The 25,927-nt window shown below is 42.4% G+C and carries 28 protein-coding genes and 1 pseudogene; 3 read left to right on the forward strand and 26 right to left on the reverse strand.

Annotated features, from left to right (window positions below; translation table 11 throughout):
• The 19 genes and pseudogenes from BN1209_RS04720 to rfbB all read right to left on the reverse strand — a co-directional run bounded on the left by BN1209_RS04720 (position 1) and on the right by rfbB (position 16,135).
• Positions 1 to 747, reverse strand: coding sequence for a glycosyltransferase family 2 protein (locus BN1209_RS04720; RefSeq protein ID WP_045751177.1), 747 nt, complete (start codon positions 745 to 747; stop codon positions 1 to 3).
• Positions 747 to 1,571, reverse strand: a complete 825-nt coding sequence (locus BN1209_RS04725; RefSeq protein WP_045751178.1) for a glycosyltransferase family 2 protein — start codon at positions 1,569 to 1,571, stop codon at positions 747 to 749. The genes BN1209_RS04720 and BN1209_RS04725 overlap by 1 nt, the downstream gene beginning before the upstream one ends.
• On the reverse strand, positions 1,568 to 2,293 hold the full coding sequence (locus BN1209_RS04730) for an FkbM family methyltransferase (RefSeq protein ID WP_197539004.1): 726 nt from the start codon (positions 2,291 to 2,293) through the stop codon (positions 1,568 to 1,570). The genes BN1209_RS04725 and BN1209_RS04730 overlap by 4 nt, the downstream gene beginning before the upstream one ends.
• A gap of 186 nt (positions 2,294 to 2,479) precedes the next feature.
• Positions 2,480 to 3,577, reverse strand: coding sequence for a glycosyltransferase family 4 protein (locus BN1209_RS04735; protein ID WP_045751179.1), 1,098 nt, complete (start codon positions 3,575 to 3,577; stop codon positions 2,480 to 2,482).
• Entirely contained in the window at positions 3,578 to 4,543 is a 966-nt protein-coding gene (locus BN1209_RS04740) for a hemolytic protein HlpA (RefSeq protein WP_045751180.1), read from the reverse strand.
• Complete coding sequence (locus BN1209_RS04745; RefSeq protein ID WP_045751181.1) at positions 4,536 to 5,474, reverse strand: UDP-glucuronic acid decarboxylase family protein; 939 nt, start codon at positions 5,472 to 5,474, stop codon at positions 4,536 to 4,538. The genes BN1209_RS04740 and BN1209_RS04745 overlap by 8 nt, the downstream gene beginning before the upstream one ends.
• A 26-nt stretch (positions 5,475 to 5,500) precedes the next feature.
• Positions 5,501 to 6,328 carry a glycosyltransferase family 25 protein gene (locus tag BN1209_RS04750; protein ID WP_045751182.1) on the reverse strand — a complete coding sequence of 276 codons (828 nt, stop codon included), beginning with the start codon at positions 6,326 to 6,328 and terminating at the stop codon, positions 5,501 to 5,503.
• 285 nt (positions 6,329 to 6,613) lie between these two features.
• On the reverse strand, positions 6,614 to 7,522 hold the full coding sequence (locus BN1209_RS04755) for a glycosyltransferase family 8 protein (RefSeq protein ID WP_052661093.1): 909 nt from the start codon (positions 7,520 to 7,522) through the stop codon (positions 6,614 to 6,616).
• Positions 7,509 to 8,339, reverse strand: a complete 831-nt coding sequence (locus BN1209_RS04760) for a class I SAM-dependent methyltransferase (protein ID WP_045751183.1) — start codon at positions 8,337 to 8,339, stop codon at positions 7,509 to 7,511. The genes BN1209_RS04755 and BN1209_RS04760 overlap by 14 nt, the downstream gene beginning before the upstream one ends.
• Positions 8,320 to 9,663: a flippase gene (locus BN1209_RS04765; RefSeq protein WP_197539005.1), complete on the reverse strand. Its 1,344-nt coding sequence runs from the start codon at positions 9,661 to 9,663 to the stop codon at positions 8,320 to 8,322. Before BN1209_RS04765 ends, BN1209_RS04760 begins: the two co-directional genes overlap by 20 nt.
• A complete protein-coding gene (locus tag BN1209_RS04770; protein ID WP_045751185.1) occupies positions 9,664 to 10,830 on the reverse strand; it encodes a nucleotide sugar dehydrogenase in 1,167 nt (388 codons plus the stop codon).
• 288 nt (positions 10,831 to 11,118) lie between these two features.
• A complete protein-coding gene (locus BN1209_RS04775; RefSeq protein ID WP_045751186.1) occupies positions 11,119 to 11,490 on the reverse strand; it encodes a MarR family EPS-associated transcriptional regulator in 372 nt (123 codons plus the stop codon).
• An 89-nt stretch (positions 11,491 to 11,579) separates the two neighbouring features.
• On the reverse strand, positions 11,580 to 12,122 hold the full coding sequence (locus BN1209_RS04780) for a BPSL1445 family SYLF domain-containing lipoprotein (RefSeq protein ID WP_045751187.1): 543 nt from the start codon (positions 12,120 to 12,122) through the stop codon (positions 11,580 to 11,582).
• A 12-nt stretch (positions 12,123 to 12,134) separates the two neighbouring features.
• Positions 12,135 to 12,677, reverse strand: a complete 543-nt coding sequence (gene rfbC, locus BN1209_RS04785) for a dTDP-4-dehydrorhamnose 3,5-epimerase (RefSeq protein WP_045751188.1) — start codon at positions 12,675 to 12,677, stop codon at positions 12,135 to 12,137.
• A pseudogene (gene rfbA / locus BN1209_RS04790) lies at positions 12,677 to 13,564 on the reverse strand (glucose-1-phosphate thymidylyltransferase RfbA). Before rfbA ends, rfbC begins: the two are co-directional and overlap by 1 nt.
• An 8-nt stretch (positions 13,565 to 13,572) precedes the next feature.
• Positions 13,573 to 13,848: a type II toxin-antitoxin system RelE/ParE family toxin gene (locus BN1209_RS04795; protein ID WP_045751189.1), complete on the reverse strand. Its 276-nt coding sequence runs from the start codon at positions 13,846 to 13,848 to the stop codon at positions 13,573 to 13,575.
• Positions 13,848 to 14,102 carry a hypothetical protein gene (locus tag BN1209_RS04800; protein WP_045751190.1) on the reverse strand — a complete coding sequence of 85 codons (255 nt, stop codon included), beginning with the start codon at positions 14,100 to 14,102 and terminating at the stop codon, positions 13,848 to 13,850. The genes BN1209_RS04795 and BN1209_RS04800 overlap by 1 nt, the downstream gene beginning before the upstream one ends.
• A gap of 64 nt (positions 14,103 to 14,166) precedes the next feature.
• Positions 14,167 to 15,072 (reverse strand): dTDP-4-dehydrorhamnose reductase, encoded by a 906-nt coding sequence (gene rfbD, locus BN1209_RS04805; protein ID WP_045751191.1) that lies wholly within the window; start codon positions 15,070 to 15,072, stop codon positions 14,167 to 14,169.
• A gap of 7 nt (positions 15,073 to 15,079) precedes the next feature.
• A complete protein-coding gene (gene rfbB / locus BN1209_RS04810) occupies positions 15,080 to 16,135 on the reverse strand; it encodes a dTDP-glucose 4,6-dehydratase (RefSeq protein ID WP_045751192.1) in 1,056 nt (351 codons plus the stop codon).
• A gap of 80 nt (positions 16,136 to 16,215) precedes the next feature.
• Between rfbB and BN1209_RS04815 the strand changes: the two genes are divergently transcribed.
• A complete protein-coding gene (locus BN1209_RS04815; RefSeq protein WP_045751193.1) occupies positions 16,216 to 17,439 on the forward strand; it encodes an O-antigen ligase family protein in 1,224 nt (407 codons plus the stop codon).
• 50 nt (positions 17,440 to 17,489) lie between these two features.
• Here BN1209_RS04815 and BN1209_RS04820 read toward each other — a convergent pair whose 3' ends face one another.
• Positions 17,490 to 18,152 (reverse strand): hypothetical protein, encoded by a 663-nt coding sequence (locus tag BN1209_RS04820; protein WP_045751194.1) that lies wholly within the window; start codon positions 18,150 to 18,152, stop codon positions 17,490 to 17,492.
• Positions 18,153 to 18,480: 328 nt separating this feature from the next.
• Between BN1209_RS04820 and BN1209_RS04825 the strand changes: the two genes are divergently transcribed.
• The gene (locus BN1209_RS04825; protein ID WP_045751195.1) at positions 18,481 to 18,882 is read left to right on the forward strand and encodes a phosphate-starvation-inducible protein PsiE; all 402 of its coding nucleotides are present in this window, start codon (positions 18,481 to 18,483) and stop codon (positions 18,880 to 18,882) included.
• 66 nt (positions 18,883 to 18,948) lie between these two features.
• On the opposite strand, the gene BN1209_RS04830 is transcribed toward BN1209_RS04825, so the two are convergent.
• Genes BN1209_RS04830 through BN1209_RS04850 form a run of 5 tightly spaced genes read right to left on the reverse strand, consistent with a single transcriptional unit; the run spans position 18,949 to position 23,694 of the window.
• Positions 18,949 to 19,356 (reverse strand): RNA-binding S4 domain-containing protein, encoded by a 408-nt coding sequence (locus BN1209_RS04830; protein ID WP_045751196.1) that lies wholly within the window; start codon positions 19,354 to 19,356, stop codon positions 18,949 to 18,951.
• A gap of 9 nt (positions 19,357 to 19,365) precedes the next feature.
• Positions 19,366 to 21,606 carry a Lon protease family protein gene (locus BN1209_RS04835; protein WP_045751197.1) on the reverse strand — a complete coding sequence of 747 codons (2,241 nt, stop codon included), beginning with the start codon at positions 21,604 to 21,606 and terminating at the stop codon, positions 19,366 to 19,368.
• Between the two features lie 27 nt (positions 21,607 to 21,633).
• Complete coding sequence (gene moaE, locus BN1209_RS04840) at positions 21,634 to 22,086, reverse strand: molybdopterin synthase catalytic subunit MoaE (protein ID WP_045751198.1); 453 nt, start codon at positions 22,084 to 22,086, stop codon at positions 21,634 to 21,636.
• Positions 22,087 to 22,095: 9 nt separating this feature from the next.
• Positions 22,096 to 22,350 carry a molybdopterin converting factor subunit 1 gene (moaD, locus tag BN1209_RS04845; RefSeq protein ID WP_045751199.1) on the reverse strand — a complete coding sequence of 85 codons (255 nt, stop codon included), beginning with the start codon at positions 22,348 to 22,350 and terminating at the stop codon, positions 22,096 to 22,098.
• Complete coding sequence (locus BN1209_RS04850; protein WP_045751200.1) at positions 22,351 to 23,694, reverse strand: DNA recombination protein RmuC; 1,344 nt, start codon at positions 23,692 to 23,694, stop codon at positions 22,351 to 22,353.
• Positions 23,695 to 23,809: 115 nt separating this feature from the next.
• Here BN1209_RS04850 and BN1209_RS04855 point away from each other — a divergent pair, with 115 nt between their 5' ends.
• Positions 23,810 to 24,547 (forward strand): dienelactone hydrolase family protein, encoded by a 738-nt coding sequence (locus BN1209_RS04855; RefSeq protein WP_045751201.1) that lies wholly within the window; start codon positions 23,810 to 23,812, stop codon positions 24,545 to 24,547.
• A 64-nt stretch (positions 24,548 to 24,611) separates the two neighbouring features.
• Here BN1209_RS04855 and BN1209_RS04860 read toward each other — a convergent pair whose 3' ends face one another.
• On the reverse strand, positions 24,612 to 25,826 hold the full coding sequence (locus BN1209_RS04860; RefSeq protein WP_045751202.1) for an O-succinylhomoserine sulfhydrylase: 1,215 nt from the start codon (positions 25,824 to 25,826) through the stop codon (positions 24,612 to 24,614).
• Positions 25,827 to 25,927 lie beyond the last annotated feature (101 nt).

A 25,927-nucleotide genomic window follows, 5' to 3' on the forward strand; every position in this document is an offset into this window, starting at 1 on the left:
TTAAACCCTGATGAATTCAATAATTTTTATAAGGTATCTGGAAATTAACTTAACCCATGAGGTTTTAATATTATTTTTTAAACAAGATTGCATAATCTCCCTATTTAGGAAAATAGTAGATTTAAATCCTTGAGTACTTACCCCACCTGTTTGCATTGATACAAAAACTTCCGGAATATATTTATAATGCAAATCTTCATTTTTAAAAGCACGAGCAACTAAATCAAAATCGCCCGCAATCCTAAAATTAATATCAAATCCACCGACCTTCTCATAAACCTCTCTTCTCATAAATAATGATGGATGAGCCGGCATAAATCCAAAAGCTAATTTTTTAGGTGCAAAAATTTTCGAGGAGTATCTCCTAACACTTTTTTTAATATCATTTGGTGCGAAGAAATCTACATCCCCATAAACAGCGCTTAAGTTAGATTTATCAAACTCCTTCATTACTTTTTCAACAACAAATTTATTCTTATAAAAATCATCTGCGTTAAGAAAAACTATTACTTCTCCAGTTGCTAATAACAAACCCTTGTTCATAGCATCATATATACCTTTATCAGGCTCAGAAATATACTTAATATTGCCTCTAGCTTTTTTTAATAACTCGATGGTTCCATCTGAAGATCCACCGTCAATAATAAGATGCTCTATATTTTTATAGCTTTGCGACTCAACAGAGGATATTGTATTTAAAATAGTTTTAGCACTATTGAAGCATACCGTGATGACAGAAATTTTCATTAAAAAATTTCATTTTTACTAATAAGTTTAGATCTGATTCGGGCTTTAAAGCCATTAAAAACATATCCTACTTGCCCGTTTAACATAGTCAATAAAAGCCTTCTCAGCTTGTAAAGATATCTTAGGTAGCCCGGTTGAAAAAGGCCCTCAAGAATTTTGGCGTATTCAGAGCTGAAAGATGTTTGATTTAAACTAGTCTTCGTCTGATCATGGTATCTGAGTGCGCCCAATTTCTTCGGAATATGATGCGATCTGTTCGTGTGTTTTAGTAGCCTTAGAAACCATTCGTAATCAAAGCCGTAGTGTAAACTCTCATCCAGAAAACCTATTTCCTCATGCAGGTTTCGGCGCCAAAATGCTGCCTGATTAGTCATCACCATCCCCTCCGCAACTAAGGCGCCGTAGGTTGGCTTCACATAGCACTGGGGCCTGATTAAGTGATCATCCTTATCAATAAGATTGATGTCACCTATAACTAAATCTAATGTTGGATTTTGTTGTATGGATTGTGACAGCCTCATAAAAGCGAGGGGGTAAAAGATATCATCAGAATTTTGCCAGCAAACCCAATCACCAGTTGCTATTTGTAATCCTTTGTTAATAGCATGAGATTGTCCATTATCTGGCTCACTGACCCAGTAGGTGAGTTGATTGGCATAGCCCTTGATAACATCCACACTGCCGTCCGTTGAACCGCCATCAATAATGATGAACTCAAGGTTTGGATAACCTTGATTTAAAATTGATACGATGGTTCTCTCAAGAAACTCCGCCTGGTTATAACTGGGTGTAATGACCGTGATGCGAGGTAGCAACTTATTCATAACCTAAAAAATAAACCATCCAACTGCAAGGTTCTTCCATTTGCAGGGTTAATAAAAGCAGGTTGTAAAGCCCAAAGAGTGAATCCCTCGGACTCAAGTCGATGAGTTATGTCTTGCCAGAGTTTTTGCCCTTCATACAAGGGGATAAGCGACATCTCAATCAAAACACCACGAGCCATTGATATTGTTTCATTAGCACCATCCAAGACTTGCCATTCATAGCCCTGAGTATCAATTTTTAACAGAACTGACTTAGCATCAACTTGATAAATAGATCGAACAGAGTCAAGTGTAATTAAGTCGCAGGTTTCTTTTCCAATATAACTCGCCTTAGGCGCTGCCTGTTTGTGTGAACTTAACATGGGTAAAATACTGCTGCTCACAGAGTTCTCTGATACATTAACTTCAACTTCACCGATCCTATCCCCAACTGCAGATATTGGATGAACATGCCAATGAGGATCACGCTTACTTATTTTTAGTAAGTTGTGATGGGCCAATTTCAATGGCTCAAAGGATACGATATCCCCTTTATAACCAGATGCCCTAAGACTCTCACCGAACTGACCCTCATTTGCTCCAACACCCAAAATTAAATCAATTCCAAACGTTTCAAGCACATTCGAAAATCTACCAAATTGTGTTGCAGACGTATCGTAGCGAAATGCTTCTATGCCTATAAAGTGCATGAAATTTTTAATCGTTTTTTTTAGTAATTTCAAACTTAGATATTCCCTTCAAAACTTATTTAATTAGTATCGTTGACTTAAGCTAAGTGTATTCTGCTTTTGCACAAACTCTGCAACAACATCAAACATAAACATATTAGTCTACGAATTCAAATTCAGATTAGCTAAGTTGAAAAGAACTTTCTACGAAACAAATTAACATTCGTTTTTTGTTCTTATTCATATAAGGCTTTTATAAACATTAAGGGTTGCACTTGCGCATTTTTCCCAAGAAAATTCTTTTAATCGGAGGAAGCCCTTTGTAACAAGAGAGTTTCTTAAATCACTTGACTTAATAACCATTTCCATTGCTTTTTGCATATCTTTTTTGTCGTAGGGATCAAAATATTCACCCGCGTCGCCCACAACTTCCGGTATTGAACTTGTATTACTACAAACTACGGGGCAACCATATGACATTGCCTCTAAAGGTGGAATACCAAAACCCTCGTATAAAGAAGGAAATACAAATGCGCTTGCATTTTTATAATAATTAGCGAGATATCTATCATCTCCTGACATTTGAATTACATTTTTAGGATTTAAATTTAAGGTATGAATGGCTTTCAATTCATCATCATTAAATGCGCCTCCACCGAAACAAACAAGGTCATATTTTGAGCGCAATATTTCTGATGTTGCGTAAGCTTCCAACATGGTTAGAAAGTTTTTATAGCCACCCCTTTTGCCAACATAAAGCAAATAATCTCTTCCATAATGTCGAACAAAACTATCTGGGGATATCATTAAATCAAAACCCAAATGAATGACAGTGATTTTCTCTGGATTAATACCTAAGATATTAATTACATCGACTTTAGTGGATTCCGAGACGCAGATAATGTGATCCGCACGAGCGGCGGCGGCTGCCTTATGCTTGGATGTTTTATCCCCATAAGGAAATTGAGATTCAAATTTCTCATGAATCATATCGTGAATGGTGAGAACACGGGATGCACTTATGGATCCAAGTGGGTATTTAAAGTAGTAAGTTTCATGAATAATATCTGGCCTCATAAATCTCAGCATAAGATCACCGAGGACCATACTGGCGGCACGTTGCTGTAACCTCAAAAAATTAAATGAAAATGGAGAGTGAAAACAACTTAAAATATTTTTTGGTAAATTATTCAAATAGGCATTCACATGCATAGGCGCAACAATTTTCACCTCAACTTGTGATTTTTTCGAGATTCTAGAGGCGACTTCACAAATATATCGAGAAATACCTCCGTAAACTTGACCAATAAATATTTGGGAATCAAAAGCAACTTTCATTCAATTCTTTCTTACAGACAATTTCATTTGCAGCAGCCAATTAACTTTTCTAATTATTGCAATAGATTTACTAACAATACGCTTCAAAATAGAGCGTTTATTTAACTTTTTAAATTCAAACTCATCATTATCGCCATTGATTAAAATAGAACTTGGATGATTTAGAGGAAACAGCATATTGAAAGTCGGCAAATTAGACTCATCACCACTCGCGGTTGTATGGGTAGCATCAACCCTATCAAATCCGATATTTGAAACAAGATTAATATTTGGTGCAACATTAATACGGCTCTCAACCCAATTAGCAAAAACCCACTGGTAATCCCACGTATCAATCTTATTTTTGTAAATCCTATCAAATATACTTGACCAATAATTTCTTTGGTAAGGATAAGTGACAATATCCATAATTCTGCCTTGATCACGAATCAATGGCCATTTTTTTAAATTAACATCGTAGCTGTCCTGCCATCTGTCCCTCCACGTTGCCCAACCCCAAATATGCACATATTTTGTGAAGTAGTAGCTTTCATCATTTTGGCATCGACCAAATTGTAAATTATCGCCACTAATCATTCCCACACGGAGGTCATGCCTATAACGATCAAGCATTTCTTGGCAAAATCTAAAAAATGTCGGATCTGGCAAGCAATCATCCTCAAGAATAATTGCTTCCTTCACCTGCTCAAATACCCAATCAATTCCACTTGAGACGCGAACCTTACATCCTAAATTAACATCAGAAAAATTCGTGAGAACTTCGCAATCCCAATCTACGCGATTAATAATAGCGCGTGTAACGGCTACTTTTTCGGCTTCTCCAACTCTATCTTCTCTTGCACCATCGGCTATAACAAGGAGTTTTGTTGGTTTCGCTTTAGCGATTTCAGCAAAAACACGCTCAGTCGTATCCGGGCGATTGAAAATAATGAATGCGACTGGTGTTGTTAACTTAAATTCAGTCATTTAAAAGCTTTCTAAAATAGGCAATCGTTTCTTTGAGGCCATCCTCAAGATTAACTTTGGGCTCCCAATCAAGGTGCTGCTTAGCAAGCGTAATATCAGGTTGCCTTTGTTTTGGATCGTCAGTAGGTAATGCTTGAAACACTAATTTAGACTTGCTAGAAGTTAGCTTGATGACTTTTTCTGCTAACTCAAGCATGGTGAACTCGCCTGGATTACCTAAATTAATAGGGCCTGTAACCCCTTTTTCAGTCGCCATCATTCGTATAAAACCTTCAATAAGATCATCCACATAACAAAAGCTGCGTGTTTGGCTACCATCGCCAAAAATAGTAATGTCTTGGCCTTTAATTGCCTGAACAATGAAGTTTGATACCACCCTACCATCATTAGGGTGCATGCGCGGCCCATAAGTATTAAAAATACGAACGACTTTAATATCTAAGTTATGCTGGCGGTGGTAATCAAAAAACAAGGTTTCTGCACAGCGCTTACCCTCGTCATAGCATGAGCGCGGTCCAATGGGGTTTACTCTTCCCCAATACGACTCTTGCTGAGGATGTTGCTCTGGGTCACCATAAACCTCAGAAGTAGATGCTTGGAAAATTCTTGCACCTGTTCTTTTGGCTAACCCAAGCATGTTAATCGCACCATGCACACTGGTTTTAGTTGTTTGCACTGGGTCGTACTGGTAATGCACTGGTGAGGCTGGGCAAGCTAGGTTGAAAATTTGATCTATCTCGACATAAAGAGGAAAAGTCACATCATGGCGCATTAACTCAAAATGTGAGTGGCTCATCAGATGCGAAATGTTTCTCTTGCTACCTGTGAAAAAGTTATCGAGGCAAAGAGTATCATTACCATCTTTTATTAGGCGATCGCATAGGTGTGACCCCAGAAAGCCTGCACCACCTGTAACTAAAATACGTGCCATACAATTATCCTATTTAGTTTATGTATTTAATGCCAAGAAACATATTCACCTGTAAAAGTGCCATGATTAAATATGGTCGGATCTGCGTGCATACAGATAACCCTCGAAACATCCTTACCCCATAAAATAAATAAGCTATTGATCATCCAGTCAACACTAATAAATCTTAACAAAGGCTTTCTAATCAATATCTCATTAAATTTGGTGATAAGGTCACGGCTTACTAAGTATGCACATGTTGTGTTCGTGACTGGTTTTTGGTAATGCCGATAATTGTCAACATACTTTGTTTCCAAGCTGTTTATCATTAAATCAGCCAACTTAAAGCCCCCCCCCAAATCAACATAACATGCTCTATTTGAATAGTTTTTTGATAAATCACCTAAAAGTTTCTTAATTCTTACGTTGCTATCATCTTTAAATACCACGTCATCTTCTAAAACAATTAAATAATCTGCGCCCGTATCAAGAAACTGATACCAAGCACGTATATGCTTATCACTCACGGCCACCTCTATAGCACGATTACGTTTCCTTCGAAAACGTTCGCCATTGGGGTTAAATAGGTACTTAACGAATAAAGATTTTAGAAAACCAACATCTTCTACAAACTTACTCGATTTCAGGTGCCTGTATCTTAGCCATTTAGAACCCAAATGTTGGTTGATTACATCACTTATCAGAGACATAAATAAGCTCTGAGGCAAAATTTCTGATTGATAAGAAACCTCTATTTGCTTAACTTGATAGTCAGTCTGCATGCTAGCAACCATTGATTCTATTTTCGCGCGCATATAATCATTGCGCACTTGATTGTTATTGTGGACGAAGGCCACATAAACGATGGCTTGCATTTAGCCACTCCTTAAGTAATCTAAAATAGTAAATTGGAAGTAATACTTTTATTTTGATCGTAAGCATAGAATTAATTGACTGGTCAAAAAAGTAAATAAAATTAGATGAAAATCATTAGGTGGAAAATATTATTTTTACTAACTGTCAAATTTATAGTGCCCACCAGGTTTTAGTAACCTAAATTTTTCCTCTGAAACATCTAATAATATGTTCAAGAACATAAAAAAGCACCTCACATTAGCAACGGAATTATCTATACTGAAAAAAACTGTTTTTTCATTTGTTTAATTTATCTTTTTAAAAAAATTTATAATATTATTTCTATACTGATTTGGTATGCACCATATAAGAAATTTTTTGATAGTGAAATCGGTGGGAATAAATCTTTTATAAGTTGTTTGACGAAGGTAATTCCAGTACTTCTTCTTAAAAGGGTGCTTATTTAAAAGATGCCAAGGCTTTGAAGAGCCGGTGAAGTGAATTACAACTGGGGAAGTTACAGCGTAATCGATATCGTCAAAATCATAATGTGCATTTCTAGCGTGCTTTTCCATATCTAATATTGCATTTTGCATATTATACTTAGGGCTAACACTTAGCCAATTACCATTAACTATTGAATTTAAGCCACACTGATCAACATACTGAATAGCTTCTGGCTTTCTGCGAACAAATTCAAGCACTCTTTTTCTAACCTCATTTTTACGCCATGCATTCAAATTTAAAAGCATTACTCCACTATTGAAATACTTTGCGTTTAAGTCCATTTCCAAATCGTTATGTCGAGTAAAGAAACCTGGCTCCTCAACTGCTGCTAAGTAAAAATCATCAACATTTGTGTTCCAAAGCCCAGCCAAACTACCATTTACTAAAACGTCCGAATCGATATATAGCGCTTTATCAAAAGGAACTATATCGTCAATGAATAACCTGTAGTAGTTTGCTTTTGTGAAGTGGTAGTTGGTAACAAGATCAACTAATTCGTTATCATTAATTTGAGCATTAAAAAATGTATGCCTTCTTTGAGTATCTAATCCAATAAGATTTAGCCACTCATCTGACTTTATATCTGTATTAATGATATAAATGTTTAAAGTAACTTCAGAATTGCTGTCAATTAAAGAAGCAAGAGCAACAGATAGATGAGGTAAATATCCTCGGTCGGACGCGAATACGATGTTATATTTTTCCACTAATGGTCTCCATAAACATAAACTTCATATGATCAGGCCGATGCTCATTAACAATGTAATCAAATTGCTTTGCTGAGGCGGTGTTTGGTGTGTTATATTTTTTTATACGAAATGGGTAATCGACAACAATACGAATTGAATGTGTTTTATAAAACCGTTCAATAAGTATTTCTGATAGATTTGGCACAAAACAATCGTGTGACTCTATTAGCAAATCAACAAATTGTAAGTTAGGCACTTTTTTTGGATCAAGAAGCTTTTCTTCAAAACCCTCCATATCACAAAAAACAAGTGTACCCGCTTTTGAATTGTTATCTAATTCAGAATGGCTACATTCAGCTTTAATTTTAATATTCTGCAAACCATTTAATAGTTTTAATTCTGAACAGTTGTTGCGGGCGTCTAAATCTATGTCATAGGCAATTATTTGGGTGTTTGGCAGGCACATCGCAAAGCCGCATGCGTAATACCCCTCAGCACAACCGATATCTAAAATGCTGGAATAATTTTTTTTAACTAAAACTTCTTGTATCCAATCCTGGATTGGCTCTTCATACGAACCTAAGATTTTAGGGAGTAATGCGCTCCCTGTTGCTCGACTGATATATTTCATTCCTTTAAAAGCACCATTTTGTACGATGTACTTATCGTCAAAAACGTCTTTTATAATTAATGAATCAGCAAGATTCATTTTTTGAATACTCAACTTATTAAATTCAGCGTTTTTAACAGCTTGTGCTTTGTAAAATGCAGACCTATGCCATATTTTTTGCAACAATAAATATAATTTCGGAAAGTTACTTTTTATAAAAAACATTATTTTCCTTAAACATGCCAATAGGGTTTAAAGAATTTAAAAACATTTTTAAAGCTATTCGTTGAGATTTTATAAAAAGAGGCAACATGGTATGACCTATCGATGAAGCTATCAACGTCGCAATTGCGGCCCCATAAATTCCAAATCTCGGAATTAGGATTAGATTTAAAATCACATTGAAAAATAAAGTGTTAATTTGAAAAAAGGAAATCATTCTGGTACGATTTTCAATCAACATCCATTGAGACCATGCGCATCCAAAAAAAACAAATACCCCATTCCAAATGCTAATCATAAGAACGCTTACCGCATCTTTGTATGCTTCACCGTATAGCGTTAAAATTATCCAGTGACTCAGAAAGGTCATCACGCAAGCTATTCCAATAGCTATCCAAATCATTAACGCATATAATTTTTGCAACCGGATGTAATAACCATTTTCTCCTGCTTTTTTGGCATTTATAAGAGATGGTAAAAGTGAGTTTGCTATTATTACTGGTACAAAGTACCAAACCTCGGTTAGTCTTATGGCTGCAGAATAAATCCCTACCGAGCGTGCTCCTAGCATTTCGTGAATCATGATTTGATCAGTTCGAAAATAAATCATGATGGCTAGTCCGCTCAACATCAGCGGCCAACTATCTTTAATCATTTTCTTTGCCAAAGTAAAATCAAAATGCCTGAAAAAACCACCCAATTTTTGATAGCGATATGCAAGATAAAGAGAAATTGCAAGGCTTACTTGATCTACAAGGCTAACGAGAACAAACCAAAATAAATCTGCGCCAGTTAAAATTAAATAGAGTTTTATTAAGGATGAAATCATTAATTGAGTGATTTTGCAGATGGATACAAACTTTGAAAGCACCTGCGATTGAAAGTAAAAATCCACCACCTCAAAGGACTGAAAAATAATACCGCTTGCTATGATAAAAACATAAAGGTTGGTGGTGGAGTCATTGCTAGTAAAGAGCGTGGCTAAAGCCAATATCGCAAGCATAAGAAATGCGCCAACAAGCTTTAACCAAAAGGCGGTGCCCATATAAGCCTTAAGCAATGTTGGCTCTTGCACCAAATCTCGCACCACAATACTATCAAGCCCCAACTTGGCAATACTGCCAAACAAAGAAGCAAAGGCGATCGCATAATTAAACAAGCCAAACTGCTCTGGGCCTAAGTAGCGCGCTACCCATACCCCTACCAGCAAGCCTGCTACCATGCGCAAGATTTGCTCGCCAAACATCCATGAGATGTTGGCAAAGTATTTCCTAAACCCTTGGTGGGTTTGGGCATTAAGTATCAGGGGTTTTAAGCGCGAAATCACTCAGTCTTTACCAAAAATGTCTCGGCTGTAAATTTTTTCAAGTACATCACTAAGGTCGCTTGTAATCCGATTAGCCACAATCACATCCGCCTCTTGCTTAAATACATCCAGGTCTTTTACTACTCTAGAATTAAAAAATTCAGAATCCTTAAGCGCTGGTTCATACACAATCACCTCGATACCTTTGGCTTTAATTCTTTTCATGATGCCCTGAATGCTACTCGATCTAAAGTTGTCTGACCCAGCCTTCATCACTAAACGATGTATGCCCACCACTTCGGGGTTTAGCTTAAGAATGCTATTTGCAATAAAATCCTTACGAGTAGAATTAGAATCCACGATCGCACGAATTAAGTTCTGAGGAACGGCTTGATAGTTTGCAAAGAGTTGCTTAGTGTCTTTAGGTAAGCAATATCCACCATAGCCAAACGATGGGTTGTTGTAGTGGTCGCCAATGCGCGCATCCAATGACACGCCATCAATGATTTGTTTAGTATCTAGGCCATGACTCGCCGCATAGGTATCAAGCTCATTAAAGTAAGCAACACGCATGGCAAGATAAGTGTTCGCGAATAACTTTATAGCTTCAGCCTCGGTGCTATCCGTAAACAGCACTTCAATCTCTTTTTTAATGGCGCCTTCTTTAAGCAAACCAGCAAATACTTCTGCGCGCTTAGAGCGTTCACCAATCACAATGCGAGATGGGTAAAGATTGTCATAAAGGGCGCGCCCTTCACGTAAGAACTCTGGTGAGAAAATTATGTTGTCGGTTTTAAATCGCTCACGGATATTGGCGGTATAACCCACAGGCACTGTGGATTTAATCACCATCACTGCATTGGGACTAATGGCTAACACATCCTGAATAACCGCTTCTATAGATGAGGTATTAAAGTAGTTCGTCTTCTCATCATAGTCTGTGGGTGTTGCAATCATGACAAAATCAGCACCTTCATAAGCAGCTTTTTTATCGAGCGTAGCTTTTAGGTTAAGTGATTTCGTTTTTAAGAAATCTTCAATTTCTTTGTCTTCAATCGGGGACTGTTTGTTATTAAGCTGCGCGACTTTCTCAGAGACAATGTCGAGGGCAACAACCTCATGATGCTGTGCTAGTAACACAGCATTTGATAGCCCTACATATCCAGTGCCAGCGATTGCGATTTTCATTATTCTATGATTCCATGAAAAATTAATTTAAAAGAAAAGTAAAACACGGCTGCTTTGATTTAATCGACTTTAGCTGTTACAGAAATTTCACTAGCGGGGAAAATTAAACACGCATTAGCTATAGTTTCAGCCGCAATTTTCTAAAGTCGCTTCTAAAATGCTATCAGAAACATTACCAGCATGTTTATCTGGATGACATTTAGAAACAAATTCTGAGGTAAAGCGATTTGAATTTGACATATTAAATTTCTTTGCAAATAAGAAAATGATTGGTATGCGTGTAGGTTGCTAATGCTCGTTATCAAAGGTCAATGCAGACTGACGTTGGTCATGAAGCGCATGCTGGAGAGAATCAATCTCAGCTTTGAGGGCTTCATACTCCGCCATCTTGCGCTTAAGAAAGTAGGCAGTGAGTTTCGTTTTTTCAGCTAAGCCTTGAGGCGTTAATACATAAGCATAGGCAAGCTTACGTTCACTCTTAGAGAAGTTCTGTGCTTTGACCATGCCCCTATCAACCAGTGCACGTAGTGCATAATTAGCACCTCCTAGACTCACGCCGAGCGCCTTGGCCATATCGCGCTGACTAATATCAGGATTCTTTTCTAAGAGCGCCAGCACCCTGAAATGTGTGTCTTCTTGAAGTTGTTTAAGCTTGGTCATTGACGGCCATCGTTCAAATTTGAACACCTATTCTACAGAGGGCAATTCATCGTCACAATGATTATTTAATGGCCAATATCGACAGAAATTTAGCGGTAGATCTTAGAAAACTTAGATCCCTCGAGCGAGAGGTTGCCCATCAGGCCCTTATTAGAGAAGATAAAGGCAATGATCGGCTCTTTAGCCGTTTCTGTATTGATGCCCTTGCCTGCACCGCTATCAATTACGGCAACGCTGCCATCTATGCCGGCGGCCCAGCCATCGTGCACACGAAAGTTTTCAAGCGCATCTTTGTCCATAAACAGGATCACCTCGCTGCGCGACTGTGCGCCGAGTTGCAGGCCAAACGAAATGGCAGCCGTTGAATAGTAGTCGACTGTCTTACCATCAATTTGAAGTGCACCCTCACCATAGTCACCACCCACAAAGAAACCCGCCTTCATCACCGTCGGAAATACAAGGACACCAGCCGCCTTTGAGGCCAATTCCTTATTGCCAGGGCTCAGGTTGTAGAACGTTGTGAGGGCAAACTGAACATCGGTATCAATCTCAGCTTTAGAGGCAGCGCTCGCAGCACTCGAAAAAGATAAAACACATATAAACAACAGGTAAAAATATTTATTTAGTTTCATTTACTATGATCCTTAACGGTTAAACATTTCGGAAAATAACAGACCTTGTTGATCTTTTGATGACAATTTCGGCGTTTCATTAAGCGGCCACTCAATCGCAAGCGTTGGGTCATCCCAGCGGATACAATGATCAAATTCTGGCGCATAGTAGTCCGTGGTCTTATACAAAAACTCTGCAGTATCAGAAAGCACCAGGAATCCGTGCGCCAACCCTTCAGGGATCCAGAGCTGCTTCTTGTTCACAGCCGACAGCAACTCCCCTACACACTTACCGAAAGTTGGAGAATCCTGCCTAATGTCGACAGCGACATCAAACACCTCGCCCTGAGTAACTCTTACAAGCTTACCTTGTGGCTGAGGATCCTGGTAGTGCAGGCCGCGCAGTACTCCCTTGGCGGATTTTGAGTGGTTGTCCTGCACAAACTTCACCTGACGACCAATCGCCTGCTCAAACTTAGCGTGATTAAAGCTCTCAAAAAAGAACCCACGATTGTCCCCAAACACTTGTGGCTCAATTAAAAACACATCTGGAATTGCGAGTGGCGTTGCTTTCATTAAAATATTTTTTCTTTTAAGATACTCTGGAGATACTGGCCATATCCGTTCTTAGCAAGCGGCTGGGCAAGCGTTTGCAACTGCTCAGCACTTATCCAGGATTGGCGATACGCAATTTCTTCTGGGCAGGCCACTTTAAGCCCCTGACGATTCTCGATGGTTGCAATAAATTGGCCCGCTTCCAGCAATGACTCATGCGTTCCCGTATCAAGCCATGCATAACCGCGGCCCATAATCTCAACATCAAGCCTACCTTGTTCCAAATAAACACGATTCAGGTCCGTAATTTCCAACTCTCCACGCTTCGACGGCTTAAGGCCTTTAGCAATTTCTACAACGTTCGCGTCATAAAAATATAGACCAGTTACTGCGTAGTTTGACTTAGGCTGTGTTGGCTTTTCTTCAATGCTTACTGCCTTGTTATTTCGATCAAACTCCACTACACCATAACGCTCTGGGTCGTGCACGTGATATGCAAACACAGAAGCCCCATGTTCCTTTGCCTTTGCATTAGCAAGCAGATGATGAAAGTCGTGCCCGTAAAAAATATTGTCGCCAAGCACTAAGGCTGACAGGTCATTACCAATGAACCGCTCACCGATAATAAAGGCCTGCGCTAAGCCATCAGGACTCTCCTGAACCTCTTAGGAAATATTGAGGCCCCACTGACTTCCGTCACCCAATAGCTGCGCAAAGCGGGGCATATCCTGCGGCGTCGAGATCACTAAGATGTCGCGAATGCCCCCGAGCATAAGAGTCGAGAGCGGATAGTAGATCATCGGCTTATCAAAGACAGGAAGGAGCTGCTTGGAGACCGCAAGCGTTGCGGGATAGAGCCTGGTACCGGAGCCACCCGCGAGGATGATCCCCTTGCGATTTTTAGCCATTAAACTTCCTAATAAACTTGATCATGATCACCCACATTAACCAAAATAATTTCATGATCGGTCACGATCATGTCGAGCGTAATTCGATACTTGAGATTAACTGAGATACTGTAAAGCCCATCAAGCCTCCCCTTAAGCGCGTGCATCCGCAAAGATGGGTGATAAGGATTTAACTCCAACAACTCTAAGGTTTTAGCATACTGACGCTCGACATCAGCGTGACGGTTAAGGAAGTTGGCTGCCTTCCGGTTGTATTGCTCAGTGTAAATTAATGTCCAACGCATTACTGATTGAGTTTGTGCAAATGCGCAATATGATCAGCAACCGAGCATTTCACAAACCGACCCGCCTCTATATCCGATCTAGATTCTGCTAGCGCAGCTTCAAGCTCACACTCCCTTAGATGCTGATATTGCTGTTGATTCATTACCACATACTTAACCTTGCCACGCACACTCAAGCCTGCTTCAGGCTGAGCTGCTAGGGCTTCTTCTATTGCTTTCACCCCTTTAACCTTCAAATCATTCGCTGAAATCATATCCAAACACCTCGTTGAAACTATATGAATAGCATTCTAAACCGTACTATTAATAATGCAATTATTAATTCAATCTTTCCGCGTGACTCTCAATATACTCTAATACCTTTATTACCTCATCCTGCCAAGTTGGCAACAAAACCCCAAAGGTAGTTTTTATTTTCGTAGTATCAAGTCTTGAGTTTGCGAGCCTAGGTGCTGGAAGCGGATAGTCTGCCGTCCTAATTGACTGAATAGCATTTGAAGAAATTTTAGTGTTAACACCGAGCTTGTTCGCGCGAGCCACCACCATCTGCGCATAACCATGCCAGCTCGTCTCCCCCTCGGTCACCAGGTGGTAAGTTCCATACTTTTGGCATGCACCAGGTTCAAATAACTGTTTCGCAATAATCGCCGTCACATCCGCCAACAATGCGGCCGATGTTGGGGAGCCGATCTGATCAGAAACGATGCTCAGCCTATCTCTCTCTTGAGAGAGCTTTAGCATGGTCTTTAAGAAATTCACTCCATGACTACCAAACACCCAGCTGGTACGAAGGATAATATGCTTAGGAGCATTATTTCGCACCGCCGCTTCCCCTAATGCCTTGCTCTTGCCGTACACAGACTTAGGATTTATTTTGTCAGTCTCGGTATAGGTGCCCTCTTTAAGGCCATCAAACACATAGTCTGTTGAGTAGTGGATGATCGGAATATTGCGTCTCGATGCAAATTTTGCAAGGATCTCTGGCGCCTTAGCATTAATCGCATGAGCAATCACAGGCTCACTCTCAGCCTTATCTACCGCGGTATAGGCGGCAGGGTTCACAATCAAATCCGGCTTAACTTTCTCGAGAAGCTTATCTATCGCGGCAGAGTCACTGAGGTCACACTCCTTCAGATCCACGCCTATCACCGTCCCAAGGGTGGCTAAGCTTCGCATAAGCTCGAAGCCAACCTGGCCGTTCTTACCTGTGACTAAAATCTTCATTAAAGTCTCAGACGTATTGCTTATTGAGCCACTGACGGTAAGCGCCGCTCACCACGTGATCAACCCATGGTTGATTTTCCAAATACCAGATGACCGTCTTACGAATACCTGTCTCAAAGGTCTCCTGAGGTTTCCAACCCAGTTCATGCTCAATCTTCGTTGCATCAATTGCATAACGTCTGTCGTGGCCAGGCCTATCTTTCACAAACGTGATCTGCACCTTATAGCTTAAGCCATCTTCTCGTGGCTTCAATTCGTCTAAGATCTCACAGAGCGTGTTCACCACATCCAAGTTAGCCTTCTCATTCCAACCACCGACGTTGTATGTGTCACCCAGCTTGCCTTCAGCTAACACTCGGCGAATGGCACTGCAATGATCTTTCACAAAAAGCCAATCTCTGATCTGCTGACCGTCTCCATACATAGGAAGCGACTTGCCGTTCATGGCATTAAGCAAACATAATGGGATCAACTTCTCGGGGAAGTGGTACGGGCCATAGTTATTGGAGCAGTTGGTCGTTAACACAGGTAGGCCGTAGGTATGATGGTAGGCGCGGACTAGATGGTCAGACGCCGCCTTGGAGGCTGAGTAAGGACTGTTGGGCGCATATGGGGTTGTTTCCGTGAAGGCAGGATCATTAGCACACAGAGTGCCATACACCTCATCCGTAGACACATGCAAAAAACGAAAGTCAGTTTTGGCTTTTTCATCAAGCTCAGCCCAATAAGCGCGCACAGACTCCAGGAGGTGAAATGTACCCACCACATTTGTCTGGATAAAGTCTTCGGGACCATGGATAGAGCGGTCTACATGACTCTCGGCTGCGAAATTGATCACAGCACGCGGCTTGTATGTATGGAGAAGCTTAGGGACTAGCTTAGTGTCGCCAATATCCCCTTTAACAAAGATATGTCTTGGGTCATATTCATGGCTAGAAAGATTTTCTAGGTTGCCGGCATAGGTCAGGAGGTCTAAATTCAAGACAGACTCATCTGATTGGGCCAGCCATTCTAAAACAAAGTTAGACCCAATAAAGCCTGCCCCGCCTGTGACTAAAATCATGTACCATCCTAATCAAATAACGCTACAATTCTAACATAGCCACTTAACGCGCTCATCTAATTTATAAAGTTAAAGTCCCCATGCAATCACAAAAAATACTAAAAAATTTAGAAATCATTCTCTTAAGCTTAATGATCATAAGCCTGCCGAGCTTAGAGGCCCCCAAGAATGTCTTTTTAGTTTTTTATGTGATCGTCGCGCTCATTAGGCAATTCGGCAATCCCCACAGACTTGTTTGGAGTCAATGGGACTCTATTTTCTTAGCTTTACTGGGCACCGCTTTGATGAGTACCTTATTTGCTGGGATGCCTCAGCATGAGGAATGGAAAGGCTTCAAGGTACTCGTCACCATGATTAGCACCGGATGGCTTGTATCAAGAAGTCATTATGCCGAAAAAGAATTAGCGCTGCTGTTCAAGGTCACCGTACTGGGTGCGATTCCCCCACTCGCCTGGGGGCTGTGGGAGTTGTTCGTCAGTCACACAAAGATCGCCCTTCAAATACACTCTGTCGGCCACGTCAATCACTCAGCCATCTATCTTGTGATGATCTTTGGTGCAGCCATAGGCTGGCTGCTTTCATATGGTTCAGAATCAAAAATTCTGAACCGAGTTTTGTTAGCAGCATTGAGCATTCTTTTTTTCATCAGTTTGATTATTGGTCAATCAAGGGGCGCTTTGGGTGTTGGGGCTTTAATGGCAGTTCTCATTAGCTTATCTCTCGGAAAAACTTGGAAAATTAAATGCCTTGGTATCGCAACAACTCTGATTATTATTGTGGCGGCTGTGATATTTAATGCTGGAGTAGTTCAAAAAGAGATCTCTAACGAAAAAAACAATTATGTTTTGTCAGGACGAGAAAGAGTATGGAATGTCTCTCTAGAGGCCGCGCGGTTTCACCCCATTCTTGGACTCGGGATGAGTAACTGGCATTTCATTACACTGGACCAGCTAAAAGCTTCCGTTGAAAAGCGCCATGAAACTTTCAACCCAAATAACTACTGGATTTCAGTTGGTCACTCACACAACCTATACCTTACCGCCTTAGTTGATCGCGGAATCGTAGGGCTAGGTGTAACCTTAGTATTTATGCTTGCCTGGCTAAGGCACCTTACTAAAACATTTAAACTTACAAAGCTAAGCAACCAAGCAGCATATCTATGGGGCGGCTCTTTCAGTGCATGGTTGGCCACCTTTGGGATTGGTTTTGTGAATACAACTTTCCATCACGAACACGGAATTTTGGCCTGCCTACTTCTTGGGCTATATCTAAACTACACGCGACCACACCAACAACATTTATAGCCAGTAGTGAGCAAGATGACAGCAGACATCCAAAAGCTATTTCTAGTTAGCTATTTGACGCCAAAAGCTATCGAGATTTTATAGGGTTTGAATAGATACAACAGCCGATGATTTTCTAGCCACTTAGTAGGCTTCTGTAAAATCCATAGAGGTTTTAATAACTTCCGAACCCTCTTAAAGAAACCCATCCTCATAAATTCCTCTTTGTAAGAGCCTGAAACTATCAAGTGCCGCTCACGCCAGTCTAGTGGAATGATAGCTGCTATCTCATCAGGATGCGGCCGATACATAGTATCAATTGGGTCAGCATGGTAAGGATAATCATTAGGCACCGTAACGATTAAAGCATCCCCCTTACCCATCTTTATATAAATCTTCTTCAAAAACTCATTACGTGCAAAAGTGGGAATATGCTCAAATACGTTAGCAAGAATGAATAGTCTTGGGCCGGCAATCTTATCAACGAAATCTAATCCATCTGGCAGACTCAAATCCTGAACGAGATCTACACCCGGGAAACTAAAGGCATCGACATTAACGATATTTGCGCCTAACGCAATCAACGGCTCAAAAACATTGTCACGAACCCATGGCTTAGACCTGATCAGGTGATGCACATCACCACTACCCAAGTTGATGGCCGTCTTAAATGGACTGACGCCTTTGTGCCCAGCAAGTATGTCCTTAATTACAGCGCTTTCTTCTAGCCTCATCAAGCATTACCTTTGTCAAATTAAATACTGTCTGGATTATGCATGAATTCCCCAATAAAATCCCCCTAATGCTCTAGAGATAAAATCGACAAGATCTCTCAATAAAAAACAAAGCAACCGACTAACCCAATTAATGCAACACCATAATTGCACTCAATTCACGAGGAAAAGCCATCACTTTTTCATAACGTTATGTATTTCATAAAAAATATGACCAATGCCCCTAAAGCAAACGCACGCTAATACCATTTATCAGCCACGCAAATGTATTCTCTACCCGTCTGTTCAGGGCTATAATTCATCATCCGTTTTCAACGTCGAGCCCAACATGACCCCCAACCATTTCACCAAGATCACGCAACGCGGCCTGAGCATCGTAGGCCAGGTAGTTCTCATTATTATTGCGCTCGCGACGATATTTGCCGTGTTTCAAGAAATCACCCATATTTGGGAAGCGAAAGCGCTCACCGTTGGTGACTTGCTATTGATGTTTCTCTACTTAGAGGTGATGTCGATGCTCGGTCACTACCTAGGCTCAGGAAACCTCCCCGTGCGCTATCCGCTCTATATCGGCATTATTGCCTTGGCGCGTTTTTTGGTGCTTGAGATTAAGGAGTTGGACGCCTTCCGCATGTGGGCTTTGTCAGGGTCAATATTGCTAATTGCGTTGGCGATTTTAATTGTGCGTTATGGTCATGTTAAGTTTCCTTACACAGACCACTCTGACTAGGACGGCTTAAACCAAAAACAAAGGCAACCAATTGGTTGCCTTTGTTTATTTTTAAAGTCACTGATCTTAAAAGTGACTAATCCCCGTAAACTTCTTAATATCCCTGAGTTGCCGCTTGGTTGGCCTTCCCGCCCCTCTTTCCCGTTTAGCATGGTCCGCTTCTTTCGTGACAGCCGCATTATCTCGCTTAGCAAGACTTTCAGGCGTCTCATCATAAAGTAGCGCAGCCTCTGGCGCGCCTCTGCGCGTAACTGAAAGTGCCTTGACCACGACCTCCATATCAAGCTCCTTTCGGCGGATATGAATCACCTGGCCCACACGGACTTCTTTTGCTGGTTTGACACGGTCGCCGTCCACATGGATTTTACCGCCGTCAATCGCATCGGTTGCCAAGCTTCGGGTTTTGTAAAACCGGGCCGCCCAGAGCCATTTGTCTAAACGGCATTTACCATCGAGAAGATTGTCTGTCGCCATCGCCTAACCTTAACGCGGATTCTTTAACTGAATCGCACGGTTATGCTGCAAGGCGGTACGGAAGGTTTCGAGGTGATGTTGGGCTTTGCCCAGCACTGAGTTTTGGGCATAACGGTCACCAGACCACGCACCTGCTGGCACATCGGTCAACAATTCAATCGCCTCGAGTACGTTCGTTACAGGATAGATATGGAACTGCCCTGCGTTCACAGCCTCGATGACCTCATCATCAAGCAGCAAGTGCGCAAGATTTCGGCTAGGGATTAAGACGCCCTGTTTACCATCTAAGCCGATGGCCTTACAAATCCGGAAGTAACCCTCAATTTTTTCATTGAGGCCGCCAATGGCCATGACCTCACCATGCTGATTCATGGCACCTGTTACCGCGAGCCCTTGTTTAATCGGCACGCCAGACAGTGCTGAAAGTAAGGCATAGAGCTCGGCACATGAAGCAGAATCGCCTTCTACGCCGTAATACTCCTGCTCAAACACCAAGGACGCGGTGAGTGATAATGGTGTCAAACTACTAAAGCTCGCTGACAGCCAGCTACGCAGTATCATCAAGCCCTTATCGTGATTGGGCCCCGTCATTGCCACCTCACGGTCGATATTAATCACGCCTTCAGCCCCCGCATAACACCTGGCTGAGATACGGACCGGAGAACCAAAACTCATGTCGCCTAAATCGATATGTGTCAGACCATTGATTTGTCCTATTTGCTCGCCCGTCACATTGATCATTACTTCGCCATCAATCATTGATTCACGCAGCTGACGCTCTGGGCTGTTGTGACGTTTGCGACGCGCATCCAAGGCCGCTTGCACATCATCCGCACGCACAAACTCAGAGGCAGCCAGGTTGGCCATGACCGCACTCTCAAGCACCAGTCGCTCTAACAATGAAAAACGGGTACCAATCCGGGTTTGATCGTCAATCGTACGCTGCATAAATCGAATCAATTTCACCACGGCATTTGCATCAAATGGTTTCAATGCGTGCTGATGACAGAATGTTGCAATCAACCCAGCAATCGCTAAATAAGAGGCCTGATTCGCCTGCATACTCTCCACAAAGTCCACTTTGATTTGGAAATAACGGGCAAACTCTGGCAGCTCATCTTGCAGGGCATAATACTCTTCACGTGTGGCAATAAAGACCAGCTTCACATCCGCAGCCAAAGCCTCCGGTGCAAAATGAATCCCGGCATTCGGGCCTGGCGTGCCGCTGGCTTCTTCAATCTGGATAGACCCATTACGCAAGAAGCGATGCAACTTCTCAAAAATCTGAACCCCTGATTGTTGATCTGCATTGATATCACGCAAATAAAGCATCAGCGTGCCGCCATGTGCCTTGAGTAAATTGCCTGCACGCAGACGCATAAAGTCTGCCGTGTTGCTGCTACTTTCTGCACTCTCCAAGCCACCAAAAAGTGAGCTAAACGTAGGATCATCATCAAAGATAACCGGCGAACCTAAACTTGGATTATCTAGATAACTAGCATTATCCACCATCACATTGACACGGAAGCGGCCTAAAAATCCCTCAAGCAATCCCTCGTTATCGCTGCCTGCGGACTGATTAAAAATTTCAATATTTTCACAAACATCCCGCATCAAGGCGGCAAGATAAAGATCGAACTTCAGTAACTCTGCCATGGCGAAAGGACTCGCGTCCCCCTTCACAATCATGATCAGGCGTGCAAACTGCTCGGTGAAAAACGCTTCTAGCGCATGCTTCAACTGCTCCGCGAGCTTAATTTCAACGCTACTGATGTTGTCACTTTCCTTTGATTCAGCATCACTGCTAGCCGCTTTCTCAGGTTTCGCCTCTTCCTTTGCCGCTGTCTGTGCAATGAGTGCGGGAATACACTTAATCATTTGACGAATGAACGCATCCATCTCAACACGAAGGCGGACGCCATGGCCAGCATTCAAGTAAAGCGCGAGCGGTTTTTCGGGTGTTTCAAAGTGATAGAGTAAGACTAAGTCATGCGGTTTAGGTCGCTTAGCGGAAGCCGTTTGAATCGCTTGCAAGGTGAGTGACTTACGACCACTTCCTGATTCACCTAGCACCAACATATTAAAGCCAGGTTCAAAGATACTTAATCCAAAATTCGCAGCTTGCTCAGCATCACTTTGACCAATCCATTGAGGAAAGCTATCAAGATTCAGCGTCGATGTATTCGCAAAGCCAAGATCAATCGCCTGCAATGGAAGATTAAGTTGAGATGATTTTAAAGAGAGTGACATTCAGTATTTTCTAATCGTTAATTGTATTTATGGATGCCAACGGCTACGCGCTTGATCATCCGAGTCTTTAGCTTCCACCCAGCGTTCACCTTGAGGCGTTTGTTCTTTTTTCCAAAATGGGGCTTCTGTTTTCAAGAAGTCCATCATGAACTCACATGCAGCAAAAGCGTCTTTGCGATGCGCTGAGGCAACCAAAACCAAAACAATTTGATCTAGCGGCTTTAATTCACCTACGCGGTGAATAATTAATGCATCAGTCACCGCCCATCTCGCTTGGGCCTGCTCGATGATGCTAGCGAGCGACTTTTCAGTCATCCCTGGATAATGCTCTAAGGTCATGGATGCAACATTGTCGCCATCATTTAAATCTCTGACTTGCCCAACAAAGGAGACCACTGCGCCAATATGAGGGCTTATCCGTCGCAAGGCATCGATTTCAGTACCCACATCGAAATCTTCCGTTTGCACGCGCACCGTCATCGTATTAACTTAACCGCCGGTTACTGGCGGGAAGAAGGCCACTTCATCGCCATTTTTAATCGCAGCGTTATTCTCAACCAAGGCGTGATTAATGGCGGCACGGATTGTTTGCTGTCCATTAAACAAATTCGCCCAAGCCTCGCCGCGCTTTGCCAAATGGAGCTTAAGCAAAGCAATGGTATTCACATCAGCCGGCAAGTCGATTTCTTCTGTTGAATAGTTGAGCGATTCTTTTAATCTTGCAAAGTAAAGTACGGTAATCAATTAATCAGCTCCCATCCCATCAGCATCCACAATCTCATCAATCGGCAATGCCAACGAAGCCGCATCGCCAGCTAGCTCTACGCGCTCAATTTGCGAAAAGCGACGTGAGATTTTTTGGCTCGTCGTTTGCACATCCAGCGCATCCTCATGTGCCAATCGAATATGATCGGCCAGCTTCTTCATGCGCGTATCGAAACGGCCGAATTCTTTACCTAACTTACCCAGCTCTTCTTTGATGATATGCACTTGCTTACGTGTTTCCACATCTTTCAAGACGGCGCGTGCCGTATTGAGAACAGCCATTAATGTCGTTGGTGATACGACCCATACGTTTTTCGCCATCGCATAATCCACGATATCGCGATGATTCGCATGTATCTCTGCAAACACGGCCTCGGCTGGAATAAACATCACCGCGCCATCTGAAGTCACATCCGCAATAATGTATTTATTTGCAATGTCATCCACATGCTTTTTAACATCCGCTTTAAATTGACGCTGTGCGGCAATTTTTTCAACATCACTCACACCGTTTTCATACATACGGTGGTAGTTTTCAAGGGGAAATTTAGAATCCACAGCCACTAATCCCGTTGGTTCGGGCAAGAACAAAGCACAATCCACCCGCGTACCATTGGCCATGGTGTATTGCATCTCGTAGGTACCGTTAGGCATGATGTTACGCACCAAGCCTTCAAGCTGGACTTCGCCGAAAGCCCCGCGTGAACGTTTATCACCCAACAAAGCTTGTAAGCTCACCACATTAGTGGTTAAACCATCAATTTTCTCTTGTGCCTTATCAATGGTCGCCAAGCGCTCCATCACCCTGACAAAGGTATCATTGGTTTTCTTAAAGCCTTCATCCAAACGCTCAGTCACTTTTCCACTGATTTCCTCTAAGCGGGTATCAACCACTTTACTTAAACTCTCAATGCTGGCCGTTAATTGCATCGTGGCATTACGCATAGTGGCTTGAATGAGCTCCTGCTCGGCCTTACCTTGCTCAGCTAGTGTGGTATGGAGTTTCTCAATGACGTTTTCACGCGTTTGTGCAAGGCTTGTCGTTTGCGCTGTTTGCAGGGCCTGCATCGCTGCGCGGGTTTGGGCTAGCTCTTGTGCAACGGCGTCTTTAAGGCGCTCACTAGACGCTTGAGAAGATGCATTCAGTCTGTCGCCCAGCTTATTAAGACCGTCATTCAAGTCAAGCAACATCGCCCGATGCTTTTCCTCAAGTTGTGTCATGAGTAATTGGTCAGCATTCGGCTTGTTCGCTGACTGACGGAATAGCGCAACCAGCAGAAGCAATCCAACAAAGGAAATAATGAGTATTAAGATTTCTAACATGGTGATAATTATACCCCAAGCAATCTCCTGTCACTTGATGCATCCATCAATCCCGAAATATTGTAAAATCTCACGGCTAAGAAACACTATTGAAAAATATTTTGAGGATACCTTCGTGAACATTCACAGTCATATTGTTGATTTACCTACCCCGACCGGCGTCATGCGTACCTATGTACACCGCCCTGCTGGCGAAGGCGCTTACCCTGCGATCTTATTTTATTCAGAAATTTTTCAACAAACTGGCCCAATTGAACGTGCGGCAAGATTCATGGCTGGTCATGGTTATGCCGTACTTGTTCCTGAAGTATTCCACGAACTTAACCCAATTGGCACAGTACTTGGCTACGATGATGCTGGCCGTGACAAAGGGAATGCAGACAAAGCCGCTAAAGATGTTCAAGGCTACGACACAGATAACCAAGCCATGATTGAGTTTGTCAAGAAACAAGCTTGGTGCACTGGTGACATCGGGGCGATGGGCTTTTGTATCGGCGGCCACTTAGCCTTCCGTGCTGCGCTTCAGCCAGAAGTAAAATCAACAGCCTGTTTTTACGCGACAGACTTACACACTCAAGTGATTCCCAATAAGCCTGGTCAACACAGTATGGAAAACCTAGACAAAATCAAAGGTGAGTTACTCATGATTTGGGGTAAACAAGATCCACACATTCCAGCGGCAGGCCGTGCGCAGGTCTATAGCGACCTGAATGCGACCGACCTCAAATTCACATGGCACGAATTCAATGGCCAACACGCTTTTATGCGTGATGAAGGGGAACGTTACGATCCGCAGTTGGCAGCAACAGGCTATCAATTAGCGTTGCAAATGTTTGGCAGAACCTTGCGCTAATGATTGACCAATAGATAATAAAAAAGGAGCCTGCTGGCTCCTTTTTTATTACAAACAAGCTCAACTACTTGGATAACAACGCAAGATCTGCCTTCAAGTCTTCCACATGCTCTAACCCCACCGCAATCCTAACTAAGCCATCCGTAATGCCTGCAGCCGCTCTTGCCTCAGCCGTGACACGACTATGCGTCGTTGTTGCTGGGTGGGTAATGGTGCTTTTTGCATCCCCCAAGTTAGCGGTAATTGAAATAAGCTTAGTCGCATCAATAATTGCCCAAGCGGCTTCTTGCGCTGTTTGACCCGCTTTTGGTTTCACCTCGAAACTCACAATGCCACCACCACTGGTTTGCTGCTGCATGGCAAGCGCATGTTGGGGATGCGATTGAAGCCCTGGGTAAAACACACGCCCGACTTGTGGCTGTGCTTCTAACCAAGTGGCCAAAACCAAAGCATTTTTCGCATGGGCTTCCATACGAATAAATAAGGTTTCAAGCCCTTTTAAGAAGACCCAGGCATTGAATGCACTCATGGTCACGCCAGCAGTCCGCAAGAAGCCATACACTGGCTCCATATGCACCTTTGAACCTAATACAGCTCCACCTAAACAACGTCCCTGCCCATCGATGTATTTAGTCGCCGAATGAATAATGATGTCTGCACCCAGCTTTAATGGCAACTGGATGGCTGGCGTACAAAAACAATTATCAACGACCAATAAAGCATTCGCTTCATGCGCAATCTTAGCCAACGCTGAAATATCACAAACCTCAGTCAATGGATTCGATGGCGTTTCCACAAAGAATAATTTTGTTTTAGGGGTAATTGCACCCTGCCACTCCTTAAGGTCAGTGAGCGAGACAAAAGTCACCTCCAGCCCCCAACGCTTGAGAATATTACTAAAGAGCTGAACGCTGGTTCCAAAGATGCTGCGAGAGGCCACAATGTGATCACCTGCGCTACATAAGCCCATCACGCAGGCCAAGATAGCAGACATACCACTTGATGTGGCGACGCATTGCTCAGCGCCCTCTAAGGCAGCGAGCTTGTCTTGAAACATCGTCACGGTTGGATTGGTAAAGCGCGAATAGATATTCCCAGGTTCCGTGCCACCAAAGCGGGCGGCTGCTTGCGCAGCACTTTTGAAGCGAAAACTGGAATTAAGAAACAATGCCTCTGAGTTCTCACCAAACGCTGTCATTTGATTTCCCGCACGCACACCCAATGTTTCTGGATGCCATGCGCTCTCATCAAAACCATTTAAATCAATATTTGTTGCCATCTCATTACCTTCACTTGTCTCAGCTAAGACATAAAAAAACCCGTTTTGCGATGAGGCTAAAACGGGTTTGCTAAATCTAGCACTCGCTTTAGCTGAATTTA

It is taken from the genome of Candidatus Methylopumilus turicensis (assembly GCF_000953015.1).
GTDB lineage: Bacteria > Pseudomonadota > Gammaproteobacteria > Burkholderiales > Methylophilaceae > Methylopumilus_A > Methylopumilus_A turicensis.